The 24,280-nt window shown below is 71.8% G+C and carries 22 protein-coding genes; 2 read left to right on the top strand and 20 right to left on the bottom strand.

Annotation, left to right across the window (positions count from 1 at the left end):
* Nucleotides 1-123: 123 nt before the first annotated feature.
* The 12 genes from ACIBI5_RS12505 to ACIBI5_RS12450 all read right to left on the bottom strand — a co-directional run bounded on the left by ACIBI5_RS12505 (nt 124) and on the right by ACIBI5_RS12450 (nt 13,484).
* Nucleotides 124-1,377 carry a LuxR C-terminal-related transcriptional regulator gene (locus ACIBI5_RS12505; RefSeq protein ID WP_397246064.1) on the bottom strand — a complete coding sequence of 418 codons (1,254 nt, stop codon included), beginning with the start codon at nt 1,375-1,377 and terminating at the stop codon, nt 124-126.
* A gap of 161 nt (nt 1,378-1,538) precedes the next feature.
* A complete protein-coding gene (locus ACIBI5_RS12500; RefSeq protein ID WP_397246062.1) occupies nt 1,539-3,815 on the bottom strand; it encodes an ATP-binding protein in 2,277 nt (758 codons plus the stop codon).
* Nucleotides 3,816-4,088: 273 nt separating this feature from the next.
* The gene (gene metK, locus ACIBI5_RS12495; RefSeq protein WP_379618693.1) at nt 4,089-5,276 is read right to left on the bottom strand and encodes a methionine adenosyltransferase; all 1,188 of its coding nucleotides are present in this window, start codon (nt 5,274-5,276) and stop codon (nt 4,089-4,091) included.
* Nucleotides 5,277-5,396: 120 nt separating this feature from the next.
* Nucleotides 5,397-5,759 (bottom strand): hypothetical protein, encoded by a 363-nt coding sequence (locus tag ACIBI5_RS12490; RefSeq protein WP_397246058.1) that lies wholly within the window; start codon nt 5,757-5,759, stop codon nt 5,397-5,399.
* 437 nt (nt 5,760-6,196) lie between these two features.
* Nucleotides 6,197-6,940 (bottom strand): PspA/IM30 family protein, encoded by a 744-nt coding sequence (locus ACIBI5_RS12485; protein WP_397246057.1) that lies wholly within the window; start codon nt 6,938-6,940, stop codon nt 6,197-6,199.
* Nucleotides 6,941-6,973: 33 nt separating this feature from the next.
* The gene (locus ACIBI5_RS12480; RefSeq protein ID WP_397246055.1) at nt 6,974-8,932 is read right to left on the bottom strand and encodes a TPM domain-containing protein; all 1,959 of its coding nucleotides are present in this window, start codon (nt 8,930-8,932) and stop codon (nt 6,974-6,976) included.
* 114 nt (nt 8,933-9,046) lie between these two features.
* Nucleotides 9,047-10,246 (bottom strand): bifunctional phosphopantothenoylcysteine decarboxylase/phosphopantothenate--cysteine ligase CoaBC, encoded by a 1,200-nt coding sequence (coaBC, locus tag ACIBI5_RS12475; protein WP_397246053.1) that lies wholly within the window; start codon nt 10,244-10,246, stop codon nt 9,047-9,049.
* Nucleotides 10,247-10,384: 138 nt separating this feature from the next.
* A complete protein-coding gene (rpoZ, locus tag ACIBI5_RS12470; protein ID WP_184960643.1) occupies nt 10,385-10,654 on the bottom strand; it encodes a DNA-directed RNA polymerase subunit omega in 270 nt (89 codons plus the stop codon).
* Nucleotides 10,655-10,659: 5 nt separating this feature from the next.
* Nucleotides 10,660-11,295 (bottom strand): guanylate kinase, encoded by a 636-nt coding sequence (gene gmk / locus ACIBI5_RS12465; protein ID WP_397246051.1) that lies wholly within the window; start codon nt 11,293-11,295, stop codon nt 10,660-10,662.
* A 52-nt stretch (nt 11,296-11,347) separates the two neighbouring features.
* Nucleotides 11,348-11,671, bottom strand: coding sequence for an integration host factor, actinobacterial type (gene mihF, locus ACIBI5_RS12460; protein WP_157244637.1), 324 nt, complete (start codon nt 11,669-11,671; stop codon nt 11,348-11,350).
* A gap of 554 nt (nt 11,672-12,225) precedes the next feature.
* Nucleotides 12,226-13,098: a hypothetical protein gene (locus ACIBI5_RS12455; protein ID WP_397246049.1), complete on the bottom strand. Its 873-nt coding sequence runs from the start codon at nt 13,096-13,098 to the stop codon at nt 12,226-12,228.
* The gene (locus ACIBI5_RS12450; RefSeq protein ID WP_397246047.1) at nt 13,095-13,484 is read right to left on the bottom strand and encodes a PadR family transcriptional regulator; all 390 of its coding nucleotides are present in this window, start codon (nt 13,482-13,484) and stop codon (nt 13,095-13,097) included. Before ACIBI5_RS12450 ends, ACIBI5_RS12455 begins: the two co-directional genes overlap by 4 nt.
* A gap of 90 nt (nt 13,485-13,574) precedes the next feature.
* Here ACIBI5_RS12450 and ACIBI5_RS12445 point away from each other — a divergent pair, with 90 nt between their 5' ends.
* Complete coding sequence (locus ACIBI5_RS12445) at nt 13,575-13,958, top strand: VOC family protein (protein WP_397246045.1); 384 nt, start codon at nt 13,575-13,577, stop codon at nt 13,956-13,958.
* A 172-nt stretch (nt 13,959-14,130) separates the two neighbouring features.
* Complete coding sequence (locus ACIBI5_RS12440; RefSeq protein WP_397246043.1) at nt 14,131-14,271, top strand: hypothetical protein; 141 nt, start codon at nt 14,131-14,133, stop codon at nt 14,269-14,271.
* Nucleotides 14,272-14,530: 259 nt separating this feature from the next.
* Here ACIBI5_RS12440 and pyrF read toward each other — a convergent pair whose 3' ends face one another.
* Genes pyrF through pyrR form a run of 8 tightly spaced genes read right to left on the bottom strand, consistent with a single transcriptional unit; the run spans nt 14,531 to nt 24,247 of the window.
* Nucleotides 14,531-15,223 carry an orotidine-5'-phosphate decarboxylase gene (gene pyrF / locus ACIBI5_RS12435; protein WP_397246041.1) on the bottom strand — a complete coding sequence of 231 codons (693 nt, stop codon included), beginning with the start codon at nt 15,221-15,223 and terminating at the stop codon, nt 14,531-14,533.
* Nucleotides 15,224-15,252: 29 nt separating this feature from the next.
* Nucleotides 15,253-16,221 carry a dihydroorotate dehydrogenase gene (locus ACIBI5_RS12430; RefSeq protein ID WP_184960638.1) on the bottom strand — a complete coding sequence of 323 codons (969 nt, stop codon included), beginning with the start codon at nt 16,219-16,221 and terminating at the stop codon, nt 15,253-15,255.
* Nucleotides 16,211-17,083, bottom strand: coding sequence for a dihydroorotate dehydrogenase electron transfer subunit (locus ACIBI5_RS12425; RefSeq protein WP_397246775.1), 873 nt, complete (start codon nt 17,081-17,083; stop codon nt 16,211-16,213). The genes ACIBI5_RS12430 and ACIBI5_RS12425 overlap by 11 nt, the downstream gene beginning before the upstream one ends.
* Nucleotides 17,084-17,106: 23 nt before the next feature.
* Nucleotides 17,107-20,394, bottom strand: coding sequence for a carbamoyl-phosphate synthase large subunit (gene carB, locus ACIBI5_RS12420; RefSeq protein WP_397246039.1), 3,288 nt, complete (start codon nt 20,392-20,394; stop codon nt 17,107-17,109).
* Nucleotides 20,387-21,484, bottom strand: a complete 1,098-nt coding sequence (gene carA, locus ACIBI5_RS12415) for a glutamine-hydrolyzing carbamoyl-phosphate synthase small subunit (protein WP_397246037.1) — start codon at nt 21,482-21,484, stop codon at nt 20,387-20,389. The genes carB and carA overlap by 8 nt, the downstream gene beginning before the upstream one ends.
* Nucleotides 21,485-21,513: 29 nt before the next feature.
* Nucleotides 21,514-22,803: a dihydroorotase gene (locus ACIBI5_RS12410; protein WP_397246035.1), complete on the bottom strand. Its 1,290-nt coding sequence runs from the start codon at nt 22,801-22,803 to the stop codon at nt 21,514-21,516.
* Nucleotides 22,800-23,717 carry an aspartate carbamoyltransferase catalytic subunit gene (locus ACIBI5_RS12405; RefSeq protein WP_379616470.1) on the bottom strand — a complete coding sequence of 306 codons (918 nt, stop codon included), beginning with the start codon at nt 23,715-23,717 and terminating at the stop codon, nt 22,800-22,802. The genes ACIBI5_RS12410 and ACIBI5_RS12405 overlap by 4 nt, the downstream gene beginning before the upstream one ends.
* Nucleotides 23,714-24,247: a bifunctional pyr operon transcriptional regulator/uracil phosphoribosyltransferase PyrR gene (gene pyrR / locus ACIBI5_RS12400; protein ID WP_184960632.1), complete on the bottom strand. Its 534-nt coding sequence runs from the start codon at nt 24,245-24,247 to the stop codon at nt 23,714-23,716. Before pyrR ends, ACIBI5_RS12405 begins: the two co-directional genes overlap by 4 nt.
* Nucleotides 24,248-24,280 lie beyond the last annotated feature (33 nt).

The following is a 24,280-nucleotide window of genomic DNA, read 5'->3' as shown; positions in this document are numbered from 1 at the left end:
GCCGGCGGATGGACGCGGGGCGCCGGACCCTGGGACCCCTCCCCTGGACGACGCCGGTGGTCACCCGCCGGCATGACAACAGTTCGCCGTGGACCCGGCCTCCCGCATCCAGAGAAGTGCCGATTAATCGCTGGAAGCCACCCACGCGGCGACGTGGGTGCGGGAGGCGAGGTGCCCCTTCGCGAGGATGTTGCGGACGTGCGCGTCGACCGTCCGCTTCGAGATCACCAGCCGCCCGGCGATCTCCAGGTTCGTCAGGCCCTCGGTGATGAGCCTGGCGACCTGCAGCTCGCGGGGGCTCAGAACCACGTCACCGGCCTCGGGGCCACCGCCGGGCGCGGGCACGGGCGCGGCCGTGGCGGCGCCGTAGCGGGCCGTCAGGCGCCTGCGCGCCCGCGCCTCGAGAAGCTCCAGCCCGACCTGCCGGTACGGCCGCAGCAGCCGGTAGCCGGCCTGCTCCCGCAGCACCACCGAACCGGCGACGAGATCGCCCAGCACCGCGGCCACCCGCACCCTGGGCAGGCCCGCCTCCACGCCGATCGCCTCGGCCGTGTCCCGTGCGAACCCGCCGTCCACCACCGACAACGCCGCCCACAGCGCGCGCTGCTCCGTCCCGCACAGCGCGTGACTCCACTCGACCGTGGCGCGCAGGTCGCGCTGGCGCGGCAGCGTGCTGGTGGTCCCCGCCGCCGGCAGCGGGCAGCGGTCGCGCAGCCGGTCGCGCAGTTCGGGCGCGGTCAGCGAGCGCAGGCACGCCGCGGCCAGCTCGATGGCCAGCGGCAGGCCGTCCAGGCTCCGGCAGATCTCGGCGACCGCGGCGCGCGTGCCGCCGCCGGACAGGGAGAAGTCGGGGTCGACGGCGGCGGCACGCTCGGCGAACAGCGTGACGGCGTCGGCCTCCTGCAGCGGGCGCACGTACAGCACGCGCTGCCCGGCCAGGTCGGGCGGCTGCCGTCCGGTCACCACGATCTTGACGTGGGGCGCCCGGCGCAGCAGCACCTCCGCCAGGCGCGCGACGGGGCCGGTCAGGTGCTCGCAGGTGTCGAGCACGACCAGCGCCCTGCGCTCGCGCAGCGCCGCGGCGATCCCCTCGGCAGTACGCGCCTGCGGCCGGCCGATCGCGGCCGCCACGCGGGCGGTCAGCGCCGGTTCCCCGGTCACCGCCGACAGCTCGGCGTACCAGGTCCCGCCGGGGAAACGCCGCCGGGCGTGCCGGGCGACCCTGACCGCCACGCGGCTCTTGCCCACCCCTCCGGGCCCCGTGACCGCGAGCAGTCGCGTGCGCGCCAGCGCCCGCAGGCCCTCGGCCACCTCGGCCGCGTGGCCGATCATGCTGGTGAACTCGGCGGGGAGATTCCCCCTGCCTCGCTCGACCATGGACTCTCCCTCCTGGCGGCGGGAGGCCCGGCGGGCCGTCCGTGCCGCGGACCATACGGGCTCGCGTCAGCGCGCGAACCGCCCCCGCACCCCCCGGCTACGGACACGATGAGTATTCACCGTCTCACCCAGGGCAACATCGGGGACTATGCCTATCCTGCTCAGCCTTCCTCCCTCTGCCGGCGCCTGATCACCCACGCGGCGATCTGGCTGCGTCCGGAAAAGCCGAGCTTGGCGAGGATGTTCTCGACGTGGGTGTCGACCGTGCGCCGGGCCACGACGAGCCGGTGGGCGATCAGCCGGTTGGTGAGCCCGGCGGCGACCAGGCCGGCGACATCGGCCTCGCGCGGCGTCAGCGGCGCCCACGCCGGGACCGCCCGCGGCTCACTCTCCTCCGGCTCGCCGGACAGCGCCTCGGCGATCGCCTCCTCAGCCGACAGCGCCCGCCCGGCGGCCTTGACGCGTTCCAGCTGCGACCCCAGGGCCTCGGCCAGCTCATCCTGGTAGCGCTCGCGCTCGGCGGCCATGTGCGGCGAGCCCAGCAGCGGCCGCACCTCGGCGCCCCAGAGCCGGTGCGCGGCGCTCAGCAGCCGTGCGGCCCGCGCGTGCGCGCCGCGGTCGGCCGCCAGCCACGCCAGCACCTCCACGCAGAACGCCCGCCCGAACGTCGTCTCCACCCGCGCGTGCGTGCGCAGCGCCGCGCGGGCATGCCCCTCGGCCTCGGCGGTCCGTCCGCACCGCCGCAGCAGCAGCGCCAGCGCCAGGTCCGCCCACGCCGCGCCGCACCCGTCACCCGCCTGCCCGCACAGCCGCGCCGCCCGCGTCAGCACCCGTTCCGCCTCTTCGGTACGGCCCGCCGTCAGCAACGTGAACCCCAGCTCGATCAGGCCGTTGAGCAGGTGGATGCCGCCGTGTCCCGCCAGTCCGTCCACGCTCTCGCGCAGCAGCCGCTCGGCCGCCTCCAGGTCGCCCTCGCAGAACAGCAGCGTGCCGCGCATCTTCGTGAGATGCAGGCCGCCGAGCGTGCCCAGCCGGGCCGCCGGCTCCCCGGCCCCGGCCAGCGCGCGCCGGGCGGCGGGCAGGTCGCCCTGGCCGATGGCGATGTGGGCGAGCTCCAGGTGGGCGCCCAGGCGGATCCAGTCGGGGGCCTCGGTGCCGGGGAGCAGGCGGTCGAGGTACTGCCGGCCGTACCTGGCCATGCCGCCGAACACCCACAGGTAGCCGAGGCGCAGGCCCATCTCCAGACCGGCGGCGCGCCCGGCGGGGTCGGCGGCGTAGGACTCCAGGGCGGCCCGCAGGTTCGGCCAGTCGGAACGCGCGCGCAGCACCTCCTCCACGCGGTCGCGCCCGGCGCGCTCCACGCCGAAGCGGCGGGCGACGGCGAAGTAGTGCTCGCGGTGACGCGTCCGCAGCCGCTCCGCCTCGGGCTCCGGGACGCGTCCCATGGCGTACTCGCGCAGGCCGTCCAGCATCCGGTACACGGTGCGCCGCCCGTCGTGCTCGCGGACCACGATCGACTTCTCGACCAGCGCGGCCAGCGTCGGGTAGACGAGGGTGCCGGGCAGGTCGGCGCCGGAGCAGACGCGCTCGGCGGCGTCCAGGTCGAAGGAGCCGGAGAAGACGGTCAGCCGCTCCCACAGCAGCCGTTCCTCCTCGGCGCACAGGTCGTGGCTCCAGGCGATGGCCGCCTGCATCGTCGAATGGCGTCCGCCGCGGGCGCGCGAGCCCGTGTGGCCCAGCGAGCCGTGGGCGTCCATGAGCTGCAGGAGCCGGGCGACGGGCAGCAGCCGGGCGCGCACCGCGGTCAGCTCGATGGCCAGCGGGATGCCCTGGATGCGCCGGCACAGCTCGGCCACGACGGGCGCGTTGCCGGGCCCCAGTTCGAACGCCGGGTCCACGGCGGCCACCCGATCCAGGAACAACGCGACCGACTCGACGTGCGCGACCGCCGCCGGCTCGGTCTCCGGCCCCGGTACGGCCAGCGGCCGGACGATCACGATGTGCTCACCGGGTGCGCGTAAGGCCTGGCGGCTGGTGACCAGGATGTGCAGGCCGGGCGCGGCGCGCAGCAGAGCCTGGGCCAGCCTGGAGCAGGCTTCCGCGACGTGCTCGCAGGTGTCGAGGACCAGGAGCATGCGCCGATCGGCCACGTGGGCCGCCGACTCGGCGGGCGCGCCGACGCCCAGGGCCTGGGCGATCGCCTCGTCCACCGCTTCCGCCGTGGTGGCGCCGGAGAGCTCGACGTAGGTGACGCCGTCGGTGAAGGCGCGCCGCATGAGCTGCGCGGCGCGTACGGCCACGCGCGTCTTGCCCACGCCCGCTATCCCGGTGACCGTGACCAGGCGGCTGCGCTGGAGCATCCTGCGTACCCCGGCGATCTCCTGACGGCGGCCCACGAAGCTGGTGACGGCGGTGGGGAGGGCGGCCCGCGACAGCATGGTCCCGCACCCCCAACGAGCCGCACCCGCGGCCCCGTGTGGCAGGCCCGGTTCTGGAAGATCCCTGGGAACACGTTATATGGATCTTGGACCGGACAAGACACGGCCCTCCCCTTCCGGGCCGCCCCCGGCCGCACGGGAGTCAGCCCCGCGGACCGCTCTTCCCCGGCCGTGACCGCGTCCGGGGCTCCTCGGTGTCCTGTCCGGGCATGCGTGAGCCCTGAGGCCGCCGGGTGGCGGAACTCAGGGCTCAGGCGGTGGAACGGGCGCCGGTCAGAGGCCGGCGGCGGTGCGGAGGGACTCGGCGCGGTCGGTCGACTCCCAGGAGAAGCCCTCGCGGCCGAAGTGGCCGTAGGCGGCGGTCTCGGAGTAGATCGGGCGCAGCAGGTCGAGGTCGCGGATGATGGCCGCGGGACGGAGGTCGAAGACCTGCAGCACGGCGGCCTGGATCTTCTCGATCTCGACCTTCTCGGTGCCGAAGCACTCCACGAACAGGCCGACCGGCTGGGCCTTGCCGATGGCGTAGGCGACCTGGACCTCGCAGCGGTCGGCCAGGCCGGCCGCGACGACGTTCTTGGCGACCCAGCGCATGGCGTAGGCGGCCGAGCGGTCGACCTTGGACGGGTCCTTGCCGGAGAAGGCGCCGCCGCCGTGACGGGCCATGCCGCCGTACGTGTCAATGATGATCTTGCGGCCGGTGAGGCCGGCGTCGCCCATGGGGCCGCCGATCTCGAAGCGGCCGGTCGGGTTGACCAGCAGGCGGTAGCCCTCGATGTCGATCTCGAGCCCGGCGAGCACGGGGTCGACCACGTGCTCCTTGATGTCGGGGGCGAGCATCTCCTTGAGGTCGATCTCGGCCGCGTGCTGCGTGGAGACGACCACGGTGTCGAGGCGAACCGGCGTGTCGCCGTCGTACTCGATCGTGACCTGGGTCTTGCCGTCGGGGCGCAGGTACGGCACGGTGCCCGACTTGCGGACCTCCGACAGGCGCTGGGCGAGCCGGTGCGCGAGCATGATCGGCAGCGGCATCAGCTCGGGGGTCTCGCGGCAGGCGTAGCCGAACATCAGGCCCTGGTCACCGGCGCCCTGGCGGTCGAGCTCGTCGCCGACGCCCTCCTCGCGGTGCTCGTAGGCGTCGTCGACGCCCTGGGCGATGTCGGGCGACTGCGCGCCGATCGAGACCGAGACGCCGCAGGACGCGCCGTCGAAGCCCTTGTGCGAGGCGTCGTAGCCGATCTCAAGGATCTTCTCGCGGATGACGCCGGGGATGTCGACATAGGTCTCGGTCGTCACCTCGCCCGCGACGTGGACCTGGCCGGTAGTGATCATCGTCTCGACGGCGACCCTGCTCTTGTGGTCGTCCTTGAGCATGGCGTCGAGAATCGCGTCACTGATCTGGTCGGCGATCTTGTCCGGGTGGCCCTCGGTGACCGACTCGGAGGTGAACAGGCGACGTGACAACTCAGTGGCTCCTCATGCAGCGGCTGCTGACGTATGTGCGGCACGGACAGGTGGACACCAGCCTGGGCCTCGCCGAAGTCTAGCCCCACGGGAGGCCAGGTAGCGAAACCGCGGGCCGATTCAGAGATCCGGCAGGGGGTCGGGCGGAAGCGTCTCGGGCGCGAAGATCTCCGCGTCCGCGGCTCCCACCACGGCGGCGTACTCCTCATCGAACTCGAAGGCCATCGAGCCGAGCTCGATGATCGATCCAGTCATGATGGGGCCCAGGCGTGTCGCCCTCGGGAACGTGGCGTAGACCGACACCGGCCGGTCGCTCCTGAGCATCCTGGTGGCGAGCACCGAGATCGCCCCGTCGCTGACCACGATGAGGAAGTTGGCCATCCCCGGCGGCCCCACCGACAGCGCGGGAAACACGTATCTGATCTGTTCGCCGGGCCCGAGCAGCGTCCTGCAGCGGTCCCTCACCGCGGTTCCTACCGGCATCTGTGTTCTCCCCCTTTGTGTAAGTATCCGCAGGGGTACGGCAACGCGGCAACATCCAAATCCCGATCCACCCACCCCAGCCCGAGGAGACGACCACGGCGCAGACCCGAGGCGAGGTCACCACGGCGAGGCGCAGGGCGACAGCGGCGTGGGCGGAGGCGTCCCGGCGGCCGGCCACCACGGCGGGCCCAGGGGTGAGCCCAGGGTGAGCCACGGCAGTGGGCCGGGGCGGAGTCGTCACGGCGGGAGAGCCGTTGGCCTTCACGACCGGCGCTCGACGGGCGCCCGCCCGCGACGGCGGGGCGGGCAGGCCGGCGGAAGCCGTAACGGATGGCGGGCGTGACGGACGCGAGCGCCAACGGACCAGCGCCGAAGCAAGACGGGGCCCTGGAGAGCCGCCCGGCCGCGCCGGGGAGAGCAGGCGCGGCCGGGATGGGTCAGTTGGGGCTGGGGGACTGGATGGGGAGGGGCTTGCCCATCTTCAGGGCGGCCAGGCGGGCCTCGATCTCGGCCTGGGCGCTGACGTCCTCCAGGCTCTCGAACTGCGCGTCGAGCGACGAGGCGGCCAGTTCCTGCTGTCCGATGACCTTCGCCTCCTCCCGCTTGATCTTCTCTTCGAAGCGGCTGACCTCGCTGGTCGGGTCGAGGATGTCGATGCTCTTGATCGCGTCCTGGACCTGCGACTGGGCCTGGGCGGTCTTGGCGCGGGAGACGAGTTCGTCGCGCTTGCCCCGGAGCTCGCCGAGCTTGTTCTTCATCTGCTGGAGGCCCGCCTTGAGCTTGTCGACGACCTCCCGCTGCGCCGTGATGCCCGGCTCGGCGGCCTTCGCCTCCTGCTCGGCGGACATCTGGCGGCCCAGGGCGATCTTGGCGAGTTCGTCGAACTTGTCGCCCTCCGCCCGCTGCCCCGACGCGCGCAGCTGGTCGGCGCGCTGGCTGGCGGCCATGGCCTTCCTGCCCCACTCCCCCGCCGCCTGGACGTCCTCGCGGTAGTCGGCCTCGACCATCCGCAGCGACCCGATGGTCTGCGCGATGGCCTTCTCCGCCTCGGCGATGTTGTCGGTGTAGTCGCGCACCATCTGGTCGAGCATCAACTGCGGATCCTCGGCCGAGTCCAGCAGCGCGTTGATGTTGGCCCTGGCCAGCTGGGCGACACGGCCGAAGATGGACTGTTTGGACATTGCTCATTCCCCCGATATGTGATCGTTTCCGGGTCAGAAGGCTCCCCCTGAGCCCCTCCGCCCTCGTGTACCCGAGCCGCCGAAGCTGCCCGGCGCCTGGCCGCGCCTGCCCGTCCCCGCGGTCTGGCGGCCGCCCGCGCGGCCCGCGCCGCGGCCGGACATCATGCCGCCCATCATCCCGTCGATGAGGATGCCGCCCAGGACCGCGCCCATCATCGCGTCGGCGCCGCCCCTGCCGTTGCCGGTCCTTCCGTAGCCGAACGCCGACACCTCGCCCCGCGCCGCCTGCCCGGCCTCCTGGGCGAGCTGGTCGGCGCGCTGGGCGGCGGCGAGCGCCGCCGACGGGTCCTCCCCTGCCCGCGCCCGCGCCTCGGCCAGCAGGCGTTCCGCCTCGGCGATCCGGGTGCGCGCGGTGCTGCCGACCGCGCCGCGGTTGGTGGTGATGAAGTCCCTGGTGGCCGCGATCTCGCTGCGGGCCGTGAGCATCGCCTGGCCGAGCATGCTGCGCGCCTGCTCCTGACGGGCCTTCTTGTCGCGTACGCCCTTCAGCGCCTCGTCCAGCGTCGCCTGCGCCTCCTCCACGCGGCGCAGCAGCGCGATCGGGTCCACGCGGGTCGCGACGACGTCCTCGGCCACCTGGGTCGCGGTGCTCTCCGCGTACGCGATCTGGGGCGCCAGGTCCGCCGCGTACGCCTGGTCGGCGGCCAGCGCCTTCGCCGCCGACAGGTTGGCCGCGACGGTCTCCAGGGCGGGCTTGAGCCCGGCCGCCGCCTGGTGGATGTCGTCGGCCCGCCTGGTCACCGCCTCCATGAGCTGCCGGGCCTGGTCCACGGCCGACTGCGCGGCCAGCACCTGGGCGACCGCCTTGCCCGACTCCCCCGCGTCCAGCGACGCCTGCGCGGCGGCGAGCGTCTGACCGGCGAACTCCAGGCGGTTGGCCGCGTCGTCCGCGTTGTCCTCGACGGGGGTCAGGGCGCTGTGGGCGAAGCGCTCGGCGGTGGCGGCCATGGCCCGCCGTACCTCGGCGAGCTTGGGGGTGAGCTCGGCGTGCGCCTGCCGGACCTCGGCCAGTACGCGCGGGGTCTGCTGCTCCATGTCGCGCAGCTTGTCGAAGGCCTCCGACTCGGCGTCGAGCCGGGCGTTGGCGTCCGCGCACCGCCTGACGATCTCCTCCAGCATCGCCTGGCGGGTCACGTCGTCCTCCGGGACCTCGTCGTCGAGCTGCTGGCGGAGCCGGAAGGCCTGGTCGAGCTCGCCTTTGGCGTACTCGAGCGCTTCGGCGAACGGCTGGGCCGCCTCCTCGCCGAACTGGGCCGTCGCGAAGCCCACCTCCTGCTCGGAGGTCTTGACCGCGTCGTCGGTGTGGACGAGCGCCTGTCCCGCCCGGGTCTCCAGGTCCTTGGCCGCGGCGGCGTGGCGGGAGGTCGTGCGGCGGCGCGAGTACAGGTAGACGCCCCCGCCGGCCGCGGCCAGCACCCCCGCCCCCGCCAGCCACCAGGCGCTGCGGCCTTCGGGGTTGGCCGGGTTCGCCATGGCCGTGCCGTACCCCTTGGCGGCGCCGACGGCCGCGCCCGCCCAGTCGTCCTCCCGCAGCGCGGGGACGATGGCGTCCTGCGCGACCGCGTTCATCTGCTCGGTGGACAGGGGGAAGTTCGCGTCGGCCGATACGGCGTAGCGGCGTTCCTGCGTGGCGACGGCCATCAGCAGGTCGTCGCGGCCCAGGCGGCTCAGGCCGGCGGTCTGGTCGGCCCAGGTGGTGGCGTTCCAGCCGGAGAAGCCGGTGACGTAGACGACGTAGAGGCGGATGCCGTGCTCGGCTTCGAGCTGGCTGATGGCGGCCTGGACCTCGCCCGCCCGGTCGCCGAGGGCGCCGGCGTGGTCGGTGACGGTCTGGGTGACGGCCTCGGGCGCCTCGGCGGAGGCCGCCGCGGGGACGGACAGGAGGGCGCCGGCGATGAGCAGTACGCGTATGACGTGCCTGAATGCTGACAACCCCGACCGCCCCCAGTCGTAGCTTCACTGACCCCTGAGGCGTCTCATCCCCACATTACGGAGCGTGTACACATTTGTCCCATTAGTGAGGAAGCCAGGTCACGGGGGGCTCGATCACGCCAGGCGTGGGGCGACCAGGGACCAGAGGGTGTCGGCCAGATCGTCCTTCGGGCCCCTCGGGACCTCGACCGGGTCTCCCCCGGCGACCAGGATCGTGGCCGCGTTGTCGGGGGTGCCGAAGGCGAGGTGCTCGCCGACCTGGTTGACCACCAGCAGGTCGCACCCCTTGCGGGCCAGCTTGGCCTGGCCGTTGGCCAGCACGTCATCGGTCTCGGCCGCGAACCCCACGATCACCGCGGGGGTGGCGCCGTTCCCGGCCTGGGTACGCCGCACGCCGAGCTCGGCGAGAATGTCGGGATTCTTCGTCAGCCGAATGGCCTCGGGATCGCCGGACGTCTTCTTGATCTTGGACGTGGCCCGCGCCACCGGCCGGAAGTCGGCCACGGCGGCGGCCATCACCACCGCGTCGGCGTCCTCCGAGGCCGACAGCACCGCCTCGCGCAGCTGCTCCGTCGACTCCACCCGCACGATCTCGGCCCCGGCCGGATCGGGCAGCGTGACGTTGGCCGCGATCAGGGTCACCTCGGCGCCGCGTGCCACGGCCGTGCGCGCCAGCGCGTACCCCTGAAGGCCGGACGAGCGGTTGCCGATGAAGCGGACCGGATCGATCGCCTCGCGGGTGCCGCCCGCGGAGACGACCACGCGGCGGCCGGCCAGGTCGCGCGGGGCGCCGCGCAGCACGCGGCGGCAGACCTCGAAGATCTCTTCAGGGTCGGGCAGCCGTCCGGGGCCGGTGTCGGCGCCGGTCAGGCGTCCCGAGGCGGGGTCGATGACGAGGGCGCCGCGCTCGCGCAGGGTGGCGACGTTGGCGCGGGTGGCGGGGTGGTCCCACATCTCGGTGTGCATCGCCGGCGCGAACACCACCGGGCAGCGCGCCGTCAGCAGCGTGGTGGTGAGCAGATCGCCGGTCAGCCCCTGGGCGGCCTTGGCCAGAACGTCCGCGGTGGCCGGGGCGACGATCACGAGGTCGGCGTTCTGCCCGATGCGCACGTGCGGCACCTCGTGGACGTTCTCCCACACCTCGGTGGTCACCGGGTTGCCGGACAGCGCCGCCCAGGTCGGTTCGCCCACGAACCGGAGCGCGTCGCGGGTGGGCACCACGCGCACCTCGTGCCCGGACTCGGTGAACAGGCGGAGCAGCTCACACGCCTTGTAGGCGGCGATGCCGCCGCTGACGCCCAGTACGACCCTCATCGGCGCGCCGCCACCCCTCTCCTCCGCACGAACCGCCCCAACCCTAGAGCTCCGCGCCGGTACGGCTCCGCCCGGGGTCCGGACATGGCGCAGCTCCCGGCTCCGCCCTGGGCGGCGTCGAGAGCTGGAGTCGAACGGTCAGACCGCGCCTTCGATGGGCTCGGCGTTGAGCAGCCCCTCGGAGACCTCGCGCAGCGCGATGGACAGCGGCTTCTCCTGGGCGTGGGTCTCGACCAGCGGGCCGACGTACTCGAGCAGGCCCTCGCCGAGCTGCGAGTAGTAGGCGTTGATCTGCCTGGCGCGCTTGGCGCCCATGATCACCAAGGAGTACTTGCTGTCGACGATGTCGAGCAGAGAGTCGATCGACGGGTTGGTGATTCCCTCAGCGACCGGGGCAATGCCTGCCACGATTGTCAGACCTCTCGGTTGGTGGATGTCGTGACCCCCTGAGGGTCCGTCATCAAGGCTATCAGCCGATGACATACATCCTGGACACTCGTGTTCACAAGTGTGATGTCGAACTCGGGTTCCGCGGCGCATTCGACGCGCCCGGCGGCCAGGCGGCGTTCGATGACGTCCTCCGGCTCGGTGCCGCGGCCGCGCAGCCGGCGTTCCAGCTCCTCCCACGTGGGCGGGGCCAGGAAGACCAGGAGCGCCTCCGGCATCGTCTTGCGCACCTGCCTGGCGCCCTGGAGGTCGATCTCCAGGAGGGTGGGCACGCCGCTCGCGAGCCGGTCGAGCACGGGCCGGCGCGGCGTACCGTAGCGGTTGCCGGCGAACTCGGCCCATTCGAGCAGTTCGCCCGACTCGATGAGCCGGTCGAACTCGTCGTCGCCGGCGAAGAAGTACTGCACGCCGTGTGACTCGCCGGGCCGGGGCTTTCTGGTGGTCACCGAGACCGACAGCCACACCTCGGGGTGGGACCGCCGGATCTCGGCGACGACCGTGGACTTCCCCACGCCCGACGGCCCGGACAGGACCGTCAGGCGCCTGGAGGGAAGGAGGTCGACCTGTGTGTCGTGGGCCCTCAAACTGTCGGACCAAGACATGTCGGTCACTTCCTACCCCCCGCTGAAGCTGCGCTTTCGTGTGAAGACGAGATTAGCTCTCGCCGCCACCGAACTCGCGCTCAAGGGCGGCCCTCTGGTTCGCGCCGAGGCCGCGCACGCGGCGCGACTCGGCGATGGTGAGCCGCTCCATAAGCTGCTTGGCGCGGACCTTGCCCACGCCTGGGAGCGACTCCAAAAGCGCCGACACCTTCATCTTGCCGATGACGTCGTCGGTCTGCCCATCCTTGAGCACCTCAGCCAGAGAAACCGCGCCATGCTTGAGCCGGTTCTTGACCTCGGCACGCTCTTTACGGGCCTTGGCAGCCTTCTCCAGGGCTGCGGCGCGCTGCTCGGGGGTCAACGGAGGAAGAGCCACGCCGGGTCACCTCGAATTTCTGTCGATGTACTCGGACGAGAGGGGAAACTAGCTGGTCATCGCCACCTAAGCAACGCCAAGAGCGGTTTCTCTCACCACAAAATCCAGTTCTTAACTCTCCGTGTTTGTAAAACTACGATGAGCTGATCAAATCGCGCTCACTTCCCGGTTCTCGAAGATCGTCGCCCGCCAGGGGCGATAACGATCATGACTACTGACCGTCACCCGAAAACCCTCTTACCGCGACCCGAAAAGCCGTTATCAAACCGAGACCTTCCATGCGCCCGAACAGCTCCGCCGCCCCCGCGATCACACCCGCGGGTGGAGGATTCTTCTATCCGGTGGAAGGTTCTTCCACCCGCCGACGGCCGGCGGAGTGATCACGTACTGACTCCGGGTTAGCTTGGCGGCACGCGAGTCTCACTCGCGATCGACGTGGGGATCGGCGAGGGCAGGCGAGGGGGAAGCACCGCACGACCGGAACACGTTCTTGGTCGTGCGGTACTTCCGGGAAGCCGGCCCACCGGGCAACTCCCGGAAGACCCCGCGCGCGGCTACGAACGGAGTTCGGCGGTGGCGGCGGTTCTCGCCGCCCACGTCGTGACGGCCAGCACCGCCACCGAGCACGCGGCCGCCGCCGGAAGGTTCGCCGGATCGTCGATCCAGCCGAGGGTGACGCCCATGAGCGGCGACACGATGAGCACGGCCCGCCGCCCCACAGGCGACCGCACCGCGACCACCGCGAGCACGAGGATGGGCAGGAACCCGGCCGCAGGCAGGGGAATCCGCGTACTCACCACGACGCCGGCGAGCAGGGCGGCTGCCCACCCGATCAGCCGCCGGGCTTCCGGGCGCGCGGGGCCGGACGACGGGGCGAGCGTCAGCATCACGGCGACCAGGCAGGCGGGCAGGACGAGCCGCCATCCGGCCCCTCCGACGAGGAGCACGCCGTCCCGCACCACGTAGATGGGCGAAAGGCCGAGCTCCGACCAGCCGGCGACGAGCACGGTCCACCCCCATGCGACGGAGGCCGCGACCTTGCGCGCGTCCCGCCATGCCAGGAAGGCGATCACCCCGTACGGCAGGGCGAGAACGAGGGCTTGCAGGGCCGCTTCCGGGTACGGCGGCGCGTCCCCGGCGTAGGCGGCGGCCCGGCCGGCTTCGAGGACGAGCGGCCAGATCGGTGCGAGCAGCGCCGCGAGGCGGAAGGCGGCGTTCCAGTGCCGGCGGGAAGCGGCTCCCACGGCGCGGCGCAACCGGATGGTGAAGGCTCCCCGCAGCAGGTCGAACGTCTCGCGAGCGCTTGGCCGCTCGCGACCGGCGTCGGCCCCCGCCAGGAGAACCGCGACCATTTCCTCCTCGTGCGACGCGCGGTGCTCTCTCGGATACCACGCCAGCAACCGCCGGTAACGATCCTCCAGGCTCACGTGGCGCTCCCGAAGGAGGCGGCGAGGCCGGGCGGCGCCGCTCTCATGCTGAACGCCGGGCGCAGCCCGCCGCCGCGCAGACGGGAGGCGGCGGTGTCGGCGTTGCGACGCAGTCGCTCCGCCTCGACCGCCAGCCGGGCCTCGCCGTCGGAGGTGAGCCGGTAGTAGCGCCGCGCGCGGCCGTCGACGACTTCCTCGCGATCGGTCTCGACCAGCCCCTCCCCCTGCAGCCGGTCGAGCGCGGCGTACAGGGTGCCGGCCTGCAGCCGTACCCGATCACCCGAGATCTGCAGAACATCCGTGATGATGCCGTAGCCGTGCTGGGGCTCGGCGGCGAGCGCCGTCAGGATCAGGAAGGTCGGTTCCTGCATGGATCTTCGACTCATGTGATCTATATATACAGATTATCTGACCTTCGTGGGATGACTTCAGGAAATCGGTGGCGCGCGAGAGGGCGCTCGGGCAGGCTCCCGCTCATGGTCTCAGTCGTGCAGAACGTGGCGATCGATTGTGCGGACGCCTTTGAGCTGGCCGGATTCTGGAGCGAGGTGACCGGCGGGCCCCGGCATCCGGAGGACCGGCCGGGTGACCACGAGACCCAGGTACTGCTGCCCGAGGGCCCCGTCCTGCACTTCAACCAGGTGCCGGAGAAGAAGACGACCAAGAACAGGTTCCACCTGTGCCTGCGTCCGGAGACCTCCCGGGAAGAGGAGGTGGAGCGGTTGCTGAGCCTCGGCGCCACCCCGGTCGCCGACCACCGGAACCCCGACGGCTCGGGCTGGGTCATCCTGGCCGACCCCGAAGGCAATGAGTTCTGCGTCCTGCGCAGCGACTCCGACCGCGCCTCGACGCCTTCCTGATCCCGAAACGGGCCCGGGTCGCGGCCCACAGCTCATACCCCGACGAGGAACAGGATCGCCGCCACCTACACCCCGGCTTCGAAGACACGGGCGCTCATCCGCATGACGCTACGGCCGGGGTAAGGATCAGCCCGAGCCGGAGCACCTGGAGGCGGCGACCTTGGTCAGATGGATGAACAGCGACGCGGCGGCTTTCGGCGCCGGCGCAGGCACCGGTGACCAGGCTCTCGCACTCCCGGACGAACTCAAGACCGGCCTGTCCGAGGATGCCTGGCAGATCGAGCACAAGGGCCGCTCCGGAGAGGACGCGTGAGCACTGTTCGCCTTGTCAGTGGGTCCGCTTGGGAGTGGGCCCGGCCGCATGCGCCGACTCCACGCTGATCCTCGATGAGGCGACCACCGCGACCTGCCACGTGGCCACTGGGGACAAGGGCAGAGAAGCCGACGCCTCTCCGCTCAAAGCCAAGACGCGGTTCTCAACCGGCCAACGCTCGGGGAGCGCGAGGGGCCGGAGGCCTCTCGCCGGGGTTCGGGGCGAAGCCCCGATCAGAACAGCCCGAAGGCCCGAGCTCTCAGGTGGTGCGGCGCAGGGAAGCGGCCAAGGCCGCTGCCGTGGCTCCCGGGTCCGCCGAGCCCGTGATCGGGCGGCCGATCACCAGGAGGTCCGCGCCGTCGGCCATCGCCTGTGCCGGGGTGGCCACGCGGGCCTGGTCCTGGGTTTCCGCGCCCGCCGGCCGTACACCAGGAGTGATCAGTGTGATCGCGGGGCCGACTTCGGAGCGGACGGCGGCCACCTCGTGCGGTGAGCAGACCAGCGCGGTCGCGCCCGCCCCCACCGACAGTACGGCCAGCCGCCGCACGGCGTCGTCGGCCGGCCCCGACAGTCCGATCCGGTCGAGGTCGGCCTCCGACAGCGACGTCAGCACGGTCACCGCGGCGATCTTGGTGTGTGGAGCGGCCTGTACGGCCGCCTGGATCATCGCCGGGCCTCCGGCGGCGTGGACGGTCAGGATGGCGGGCCGGAGCCGGGAAACGGCCTTTGCGGCCCCCGCGACGGTGTTGGGGATGTCGTGCAGTTTGAGGTCCAGGAAGACCTGCACCCCGCTGCCTCCGCGGACGGAGTCGATCACGTCGGGCCCGTAGCGGAGGTAGAGTTCGAGCCCGACCTTCACCGTGCTGACGTGAGGGGTGACCATCGCGGCCCAGCGGGCCGCGGTCTCGAGGTCCGGCGCGTCCAGGGCGACGGCGATCGGGGCGGGCGTCACGGTGGTCTCTCCTCGTGCGGGTGCGAGCGTCAAAGGGAACTCTCTTCGTGCAGGTGCCGGGCGGCGCTGCCGGGCGGGCGGTGGGCGAGGCCGACGGCGTCGGCCAGTCGCTGGAAGCCGCGTGCGCGCAGCAGGTCCTCGAGTTCGCGCTCGATGCGCAGGCACGCGTACGGGTCGTGGAACAACGCGGTGCCCACGCCGACGGCGCAGGCTCCGGCGAGGATGAGCTGGAAGGCGTCGGCGCCGGTCATGACGCCGCCTACGCCGATGATGGGCGTGCCGGGCAGGGCGGAGTGGACCTGCCACACGCACCGTACGGCCAGCGGCAGGATGGCCGGGCCCGACAGCCCGCCGGTCACCGCGGCGAGGGCGGGTTTGAGCGTGACGGTGTCGATGCTCATCCCGAGCGGGTTGTTGATCATGGAAAGCGCGTCGGCCCCGGCGTCCACGCAGGCGCGGGCGACGGCGGCGATGTCGGCCACGTCGGGCGCCAGCTTGGCGATGACGGGCACGTCGTAGCGCATCACCGAGCGGACGGAGGCGATGACCTCGGCCGCCGCTCCGCCTTCGCGGGCGAAGACGCGCCCGCGGTCCTCGATGTTGGGGCAGGACAGGTTGACCTCGACGGCGGTGACGCCGGGCGCGTCGGCGAGCCTGCGGGCCAGGGCGGCGTACTCGGCGACGGTGCCGCCGCCGATGGAGACGATGGTCTTGATGCCGCGCTGGGCGAGCCAGGGCAGTTCGCGTTCCAGGAAGGCGTCGACGCCCGGCCCTTGGAGGCCGACGGCGTTGAGCAGGCCGGCGGGCGTCTCGGCCATGCGGGGCGTGGGGCGGCCGGCGCGCGGCGCCATGGTGATGGAGCGGGTGACGAGCGCGCCGAGCCGGTGGAGGTCGAAGAACTGGGCGAGTTCGCGCCCGGAGGCGGCGCAGCCGGCCGCGGTGGTGATGGGGTTCGCTAGCTCGACATGTCCCAGAAAAGTCCGCATATCAACTGACATGTCGGGCTCCACCTCCGGGCGCGCCCAACGCGTCGAACGGGATCGTTCCCACGTCCTCGAAGCGCACGCGCTCCCCCCTGAACACCGGCCCCTCCGCGCACGCCCGCGTCATCCTCGTCACCCCGTCGTCGCCGATGACCGGCAGCACGCAGGTCATGCAGATGCCGATCCCGCACGCCATCGACTCCTCCACCGCCACCTGCACCGGGATGTCGGCCTCCATGGCGACGGCGGTGACCGCGCGCAGCGTCTGCATCGGCCCGCAGGCGTAGACGACGTCGGCGCGGGTGCCGGCCACGACCGCCGGCAGCGCGTCGCTGACCGTGCCGCGCACGCCCAGCGAGCCGTCCTCGGTGGTGAGCGTGACCGTGGCCCGCTCGGCCATCCGCCTGGCCCGCATCGCGCCGAACACCCGGTCGGCCGAGGCGGCCCCGAGCACGAAGTCGACCCGGCAGCCCCGCTCGGCCAGCGCGTCGGCGAGCGGGAACAGCACGGCGGAGCCGTACTCGGAACCGACGAGCACGCAGTGGACGGGGTCGCGCGGCAGCGGGAACGGCCGCCCGAGCGGTCCCACCAGGTCGATCGTGTCGCGGGCGCGGCGCTCGGCGAGCCAGGCGGTGCCCGGCCCGCCGGTGCTGAAGACCAGCTCGACGGTGCCGCCGTACTCCGGCTTGACGTCGTGCACGTAGAAGGCGCGGCGCGTCACCATCGCGGTGTTCGCGCCGCCGACCGACACGGACACGAAGTGGCCGGGGCGGAAGCGCTCGGCGATGCCGGGCGCCACCACGGTCAGCGCATGATAGGCGTCGACCCGGCGCGTCGTCAGCACCGTGCCCGTCACCTGCACCGGAGTGCCGGCCAGTGTCGCTCACCTCCCGCGGGGGCTCACCCCCGAAGCGCTCGTGCGTGCTCCTGGAGGGACCGTACGCCAACATCGCCCCGCACCTTGGCCTGGATGCCCGCGGCGGCCGCGGCGAGTCCCTGGACCGTGGTGATGCACGGGATGCCGCGCAGCACCGCGGCGGTGCGGATGTCGTAGCCGTCCAGGCGCGGCCCGGACTGGCCCGGACTGCCGAACGGGGTGTTGACGATCAGGTCGACCTCACCGTCCAGGATGCGCTGGACGATCGTGGGCTCACCTCCGGGTCCCGTGCCGTCGCTCTGCTTGCGCACGATCTTGGCATGGACACCGTTGCGGCGCAGCACCTCGGCGGTGCCCTCCGTGGCGAGGATCTCGAATCCGAGATCGGCCAGCGCCCGCACGGGGAAGATCATCGCCCGCTTGTCGCGGTTGGCCACCGAGACGAACGCGCGGCCCTTGACGGGCAGCTCGCCGTACGCGGCGGCCTGCGACTTGGCGAAGGCGATGCCGAAGAACTCGTCGATGCCCATGACCTCGCCGGTCGAGCGCATCTCCGGGCCGAGCACGGTGTCGACGCCCCTGAACCGGTTGAACGGCAGCACCGCCTCCTTGACCGCGATCGAGGCGTCCAGCGGCAGCGTGCCCCCGTCGCCCTCGGCCGGCAGCATGCCCTCGTCGCGCAGTTCCTTCAGCGTGGCGCCGAGCATGACGCGGGCCGCCGCCTTCGCCAGCGGCACCGCCGTCGCCTTGGAGACGAACGGCACGGTACGGCTGGCGCGCGGGTTGGCCTCCAGGACGTACAGCACCCCGGCCGACATCGCGTACTGGACGTTGAGCAGCCCGCGCACCCCGACGCCGCGGGCGATGCCCTCGGTGGCGGCGCGGATGCGCTTGATGTCGGCCCCGCCGAGCGTGATCGGCGGCAGCGCGCACGCCGAGTCGCCGGAATGGATTCCGGCCTCCTCGATGTGCTCCATGACGCCGCCGAGGTAGAGCTCGTGGCCGTCGAAGAGCGCGTCCACGTCGATCTCGATGGCCTCGTCCAGGAACTTGTCGACCAGCACCGGGTGCCCGCCCTCCTGGGCCGACATGTACGTGGTGAGGGTCTCGTCGTCGTAGACGATCGCCATGCCGGCCCCGCCCAGCACGTACGAGGGACGCACCAGCACCGGGTAGCCGATCTCCTCGGCCACCGCCAGCGCCTCCGCCACGGTGGTGGCGGTGCCGTGCTTGGGGGCGGGCAGGTTCGCCTCGGCCAGCACGCGCCCGAACGCGCCGCGTTCCTCCGCGAGGTGGATCGACTCGGGAGAGGTGCCGACGACGGGCACGCCCGCGTCCTTGAGCGCCTGCGCGAGGCCCAGCGGCGTCTGCCCGCCGAGCTGCACGATGACGCCGGCGACCGGGCCGGTCTGCTGCTCGGCGTGGACGACCTCCAGGACGTCCTCCAGCGTCAGCGGCTCGAAGTAGAGCCGGTCGGAGGTGTCGTAGTCGGTCGAGACGGTCTCCGGGTTGCAGTTGACCATGACGGTCTCGAACCCGGCCCTGGACAGCTCGAAGCTGGCGTGCACGCAGGCGTAGTCGAACTCGATGCCCTGGCCGATGCGGTTGGGCCCGGAGCCGAGGATGAGGACCTTGGACCGCTCGCCGTAGGGGACCTCGTTCTCCTCGTCGTAGGTCGAGTAGAGGTAGGGCGTGGTCGCCGCGAACTCGGCCGCGCAGGTGTCGACGGTGTTGTAGACCGGGCGCAGGCCGAGCGCGTGGCGCAGGTCGCGTACGCGCGTCTCGTCGAGGCCGCGGATCTCGCCGATCTGGACGTCGGAGAAGCCGTGCCCCTTGGCCCGCTCCAGCGTCTCGCGGGTGAGCTCGGGCGCGGCGGCCAGCGCCATCGCCTCCTCGTGCAGCAGGAAGAGCTGGTCGACGAACCACGGGTCCACGCGGGTGGCCTCGAAAAGCTCCTCCGCGGTGGCGCCCGCCCTGATGGCCTGCTGCATCGTGCGCAGCCGTCCGTCATGGGGGGTACGGCACGCGTCCAGCAGTTCCGCCTTGCCGGTGTACTCCCCGACCCAGGAGAACGACGAGCCCTTCTTCTCCAGCGACCGCAGCGCCTTCTGCAGCGCCTCGGTGAAGGAACGGCCGATGGCCATGGCCTCGCCCACGGACTTCATGTGCGTGGTGAGCGTCTGGTCGGCCCCGCGGAACTTCTCGAAGGCGAAGCGCGGCACCTTGACCACGATGTAGTCGAGCGTCGGCTCGAAGGAGGCCGGGGTGACCCGGGTGATGTCGTTGGGGATCTCGTCGAGCGTGTAGCCGATGGCCAGCTTCGCGGCGATCTTCGCGATCGGGAAGCCGGTGGCCTTGGAGGCCAGGGCGCTCGACCGGGACACGCGCGGGTTCATCTCGATGACGATCATGCGGCCGGTGGCCGGGTCGACGGCGAACTGGATGTTGCAGCCGCCGGTGTCGACGCCGACCTCGCGGATGACCGCGATGGCCACGTCGCGCATGTTCTGGTACTCGCGGTCGGTGAGGGTCAGCGCGGGCGCGACGGTGACGCTGTCGCCGGTGTGGACGCCCATCGGGTCGATGTTCTCGATGGAGCAGACGATGACCACGTTGTCGTGCTTGTCGCGCATGACTTCGAGCTCGTACTCCTTCCAGCCGAGGATGGACTCCTCCAGGAGCACCTCGGTGGTCGGCGAGGCGTCGAGGCCGGCTCCGGCGATGCGGCGCAGGTCGGACTCGTCGTAGGCGAAGCCGGAGCCGACGCCGCCCATGGTGAAGGAGGGCCGCACGACCAGCGGGTAGCCGAGCGTCGTGGCGGCGGCCAGGCAGTCGTCCATGGTGTGGCAGATCACCGACTCGGCGCTGGAGGCGTTGAGCCCCTGCTCGCGGGCGACCTTGGCGACGATCTCCTTGAACCGCTCGCGGTTCTCCCCCGCCTGGATCGCGTCGAAGTCGGCGCCGATCAGCTCGACCTCGTAGCGCTCCAGCACGCCCGCCTCGTGCAGGGCGACCGCGGTGTTGAGCGCGGTCTGCCCGCCGAGCGTCGGCAGCAGCGCGTCGGGCCGCTCCTTGGCGATGATCTTCTCGACGAACTCGGGGGTGATCGGCTCGACGTAGGTGGCGTCGGCGAACTCCGGGTCCGTCATGATCGTCGCGGGGTTGGAGTTGACCAGGATCACCCGGAACCCCTCGGCCCGCAGCACGCGGCAGGCCTGGGTGCCGGAGTAGTCGAACTCGCACGCCTGCCCGATCACGATCGGCCCCGAGCCGATGACCAGGACCGATTGGATGTCTGTTCTCTTAGGCACGCTGCATGACCTCGCAGAACTCGTCGAAGAGGTACGCGGCGTCATGCGGGCCCGCCGCGGCTTCCGGGTGGTACTGCACGCTGAAGGCGCGCCCGTCGAGCAGGCGCAGTCCTTCCACGCAACGGTCGTTGAGATTGACGTGACTGACCTCGGCCGGGCCGTACGGGGTGTCGAAGGAGCCGTCGAGCGGCGCCTCCACCGCGAAGCCGTGGTTGTGCGCGGAGATCTCCACTTTTCCGGTACGCACGTCCTGGACCGGCTGGTTCACCCCGCGGTGACCGTAGGCGAGCTTGTAGGTGCCGAGCCCGAGCGCGCGGCCGAACAGCTGGTTGCCGAAACAGATGCCGAAGAACGGCACCCGCGCCTCCAGTACCCGCTTCAGCGCGCCGACGTCGGCGGTGGCCGGGTCGCCCGGCCCGTTGGAGAAGAAGACGCCGTCCGGCTCGACGGCCATGATCTGCTCGAAGGTGGCGGTCGCGGGCAGCACGTGCACCTCGCAGCCGCGCTCCGCCATGCGGTGGGGCGTCATGCCCTTGATGCCCAGGTCGACGGCGGCCACGGTGAACCGCTTCTCGCCCTGGGCGGGGATCACGTAGGTCTCGCCGGTGGAGACCTGCTCGGCCAGGGAGGCTCCGGTCATCTGCGGGGCCTGCCGTACGCGCTCGACGAGCTCCTCGACCGGGACGGTGGGCGCGCTGAAGACGCCCGCCCGCATCGCGCCGCGCTCGCGCAGGTGGCGGGTGAGCGCGCGGGTGCCGCGCAGGGCGATCCCGACCACGCCCTGTTCCTTGAGGTAGGCGTCGAGGGAGCGGTCGGCGCGCCAGTTGGAGACGATGCGGGACGGCTCGCGCACGACGTATCCGGCGACCCAGACCTTCGACGACTCGGGGTCCTCGTCGTTGACCCCGGTGTTGCCGATGTGCGGGGCGGTCATGGCGACGATCTGCCGGTGGTAGGAGGGGTCGGTGAGGGTCTCCTGGTAGCCGGTCATGCCGGTGTTGAAGACCATCTCGCCGAACGTCTCACCCTCGGCGCCGTAGGGGGTTCCCTGGAAGACACGACCGTCTTCCAGGACAAGCACCGCGTTCACATGTGGCTCCCTCTGGTCGTGCACGGGTGTCAAACCAGCTTTCCTTCCAGAACGGTCGGCTTGCCCCGGAGGAAGGTGGCGACGACCCGGCCCGGGAGGGTCATCCCCTCGTACGGGGTGTTGCGGCTCTTGGAGGCGAAGGCGCGCGGGTCGACCTCGGTGCGGGCGCCCGGGTCGTACAGGGTGATGTTGGCCGGGGCGCCGGCCTCGATCGGGTTGCCGTGGCCGGACAGGCGGCCGATCTCGGCGGGCTTGAGCGACATGCGCTCGGCCACGCCCGCCCAGTCGAGCAGGCCGGTGTCGACCATGGCCTCCTGGACGACGCTGAGCGCGGTCTCCAGGCCGATCATGCCCATGGCCGCCGCCGCCCACTCGGTCTCCTTGTCCTCGACCGGGTGCGGCGCGTGGTCGGTGGCGACGACGTCGATGGTGCCGTCGGCCAGGGCCGCGCGCAGCGCCTCGACGTCGGCGCGGGTACGCAGCGGCGGGTTGACCTTGTAGATCGGGTTGTAGGAGCCGTTGGGCGACTCCTCGACCAGTTCATCGGTCAGCAGCAGGTGGTGCGGGGTGACCTCGGCGGTGACGTTCCAGCCCTTGGACTTGGCCCAGCGGATGATCTCCACGGAGCCGGCGGTGGAGACGTGGCAGATGTGCAGGCGGGACCCGACGTGCGCGGCCAGCAGGCAGTCGCGGGCGATGATCGCCTCCTCGGCGACGGCGGGCCAGCCGGCCAGGCCGAGGCGGCCGGAGATGACGCCCTCGTTCATCTGGGCGCCGGAGGTGAGGCGGGGCTCCTGGGCGTGCTGGGCGACGACGCCGTCGAAGGCCTTGACGTACTCCAGCGCGCGGCGCATGAGCACGGCGTCGTCGACGCAGTGGCCGTCGTCGGAGAAGACGCGCACGCGGGCGGCGGAGTCGGCCATGGCGCCGAGCTCGGCCAGTTGCCTGCCCTCCAGGCCGACGGTGACGGCGCCGACGGGCTGCACGTCGCAGTGGCCGCCCTCCTGGCCGAGCCGGTAGACCTGCTCGACGACGCCGGCGGTGTCGGCGACGGGCGAGGTGTTGGCCATGGCGTGCACGGCGGTGTAGCCGCCGCGGGCGGCCGACTGGGTGCCGGTCAGGACGGTCTCGGCGTCCTCGCGGCCGGGCTCGCGCAGGTGGGTGTGGAGGTCGACCAGGCCGGGCAGCGCGATCGCGCCGCGGCCGTCGACGATCTCCTCGGTGCCCTGCAGCCCCGCGCCGATCTCGGTGATGGTTCCGCCGGAGACGCGGATGTCGGCGGGCTCGCCGCCCAGGACGCGGACATTGCGAATGATCATGCGGACTCTCCCCCGAGGAGCAGGTACAGGACGGCCATGCGGGTGGTCACGCCGTTGGCGACCTGCTCGACGATGGTCGAGCGCGGGGAGTCGGCCACGTCGGCGGCGATCTCCATGCCCCGGTTCATCGGGCCGGGGTGCATCACGATGGCGTCGTCCGGCATCTTGGCGAAGCGGTCGCGGTCCAGGCCGTAGCGCCTGGAGTACTCGCGCTCGCTGGGGAAGTAGGCGGCGTTCATGCGCTCCTTCTGCACGCGGAGCATCATGACCACGTCCGACTTGGGCAGCACCGCGTCGAGGTCGTAGGAGACCTCGCAGGGCCAGGTGCCGACGGAGACCGGCAGCAGCGTGGGCGGGGCGACCAGCGTCACGTCGGCGCCGAGCGTGGCCAGCAGCAGCACGTTCGAGCGGGCCACGCGCGAGTGGAGCACGTCGCCCACGATGGTGATCTTGCGGCCTTCCAGCGAGCCGAGGCGGCGGCGCATGGAGAAGGCGTCGAGCAGGGCCTGCGTGGGGTGCTCGTGGGTGCCGTCGCCGGCGTTGACGACGCTGCCGCGCACCCAGTTGGCCAGGCGGTGCGGCGCGCCGGAGGCGCCGTGGCGGATGACGACCGCGTCGGCGCCCATGGCCTCCAGGGTCAGCGCGGTGTCCTTGAGCGACTCGCCCTTGGAGACGCTGGAGCCCTTGGCGGAGAAGTTGATGACGTCGGCCGACAGGCGCTTGGCCGCGGCCTCGAAGCTGATGCGGGTGCGGGTGGAGTCCTCGAAGAACAGGTTGACCACCGTACGGCCGCGCAGTGTCGGCAGCTTCTTGATGGACCGTTCCGAGACGGCCGCCAGTTCCTCCGCGGTGTCGAGGATGAGCAGCGCGTCGTCCTTGGACAGGTCCGCGGCGGAAATGAGGTGCTTGTTCACTTGATCAACTCCACTGCGTCGCGCCCGTCGATTTCGTCGAGGAAGACCTTGACCTTCTCGCTCTTGGCGGTCGGCAGGTTCTTCCCGACGTAGTCGGCGCGGATGGGGAGCTCGCGGTGGCCCCTGTCGACCAGCGTGGCGAGCTGCACGGCCGTCGGGCGGCCCAGGTCGTTGAGCGCGTCGAGCGCGGCGCGGACGGTGCGGCCGGAGTAGAGCACGTCGTCGACGAGCACGACGGTCCTGCCGTCGACGCCGTCCGGCGGAAGCTCGGTGTGGCCGAGGGGGCGGGCGGGCTTGAGCCGCAGATCGTCGCGGTACATCGTGATGTCGATCGAGCCGACGGGGATCTTCACGCCTTCGAACTGCTCGATCCGCTCACCGAGCCGGCGGGCCAGAGTCACGCCGCGGGTCGGGATGCCGAGGAGGACGACGCCGTCGGCGCCCTTGGTGCGCTCGAGGATCTCGTGCGCGATCCGGGTCAGCGCCCGGTGGATGTCCGGGCCTTCGAGAACGGCCCTTGATTCGGACATGGGAAATCATCACCACCTTCCCCGCCTCACGGG

It is taken from the genome of Nonomuraea sp. NPDC050540 (assembly GCF_044457485.1).
Classification (GTDB): Bacteria; Actinomycetota; Actinomycetes; order Streptosporangiales; family Streptosporangiaceae; genus Nonomuraea.
Note: the sequence above shows the minus strand (reverse complement) of the source record. Positions and strands in the feature narration are given on the sequence as shown.

Coding starts and splice junctions, on each gene's coding strand:
- ACIBI5_RS12505 (WP_397246064.1), bottom strand. CDS start 1,377: ATGGTCGAGCGAGGCAGGGGGAATCTCCCCGCCGAGTTCACCAGCATG.
- ACIBI5_RS12500 (WP_397246062.1), bottom strand. CDS start 3,815: ATGCTGTCGCGGGCCGCCCTCCCCACCGCCGTCACCAGCTTCGTGGGC.
- ACIBI5_RS12490 (WP_397246058.1), bottom strand. CDS start 5,759: ATGCCGGTAGGAACCGCGGTGAGGGACCGCTGCAGGACGCTGCTCGGG.
- ACIBI5_RS12485 (WP_397246057.1), bottom strand. CDS start 6,940: ATGTCCAAACAGTCCATCTTCGGCCGTGTCGCCCAGCTGGCCAGGGCC.
- coaBC (WP_397246053.1), bottom strand. CDS start 10,246: ATGAGGGTCGTACTGGGCGTCAGCGGCGGCATCGCCGCCTACAAGGCG.
- gmk (WP_397246051.1), bottom strand. CDS start 11,295: ATGTCTTGGTCCGACAGTTTGAGGGCCCACGACACACAGGTCGACCTC.
- ACIBI5_RS12450 (WP_397246047.1), bottom strand. CDS start 13,484: ATGAGTCGAAGATCCATGCAGGAACCGACCTTCCTGATCCTGACGGCG.
- ACIBI5_RS12445 (WP_397246045.1), top strand. CDS start 13,575: ATGGTCTCAGTCGTGCAGAACGTGGCGATCGATTGTGCGGACGCCTTT.
- ACIBI5_RS12440 (WP_397246043.1), top strand. CDS start 14,131: ATGAACAGCGACGCGGCGGCTTTCGGCGCCGGCGCAGGCACCGGTGAC.
- ACIBI5_RS12430 (WP_184960638.1), bottom strand. CDS start 16,221: ATGTCAGTTGATATGCGGACTTTTCTGGGACATGTCGAGCTAGCGAAC.
- ACIBI5_RS12410 (WP_397246035.1), bottom strand. CDS start 22,803: ATGATCATTCGCAATGTCCGCGTCCTGGGCGGCGAGCCCGCCGACATC.
- pyrR (WP_184960632.1), bottom strand. CDS start 24,247: ATGTCCGAATCAAGGGCCGTTCTCGAAGGCCCGGACATCCACCGGGCG.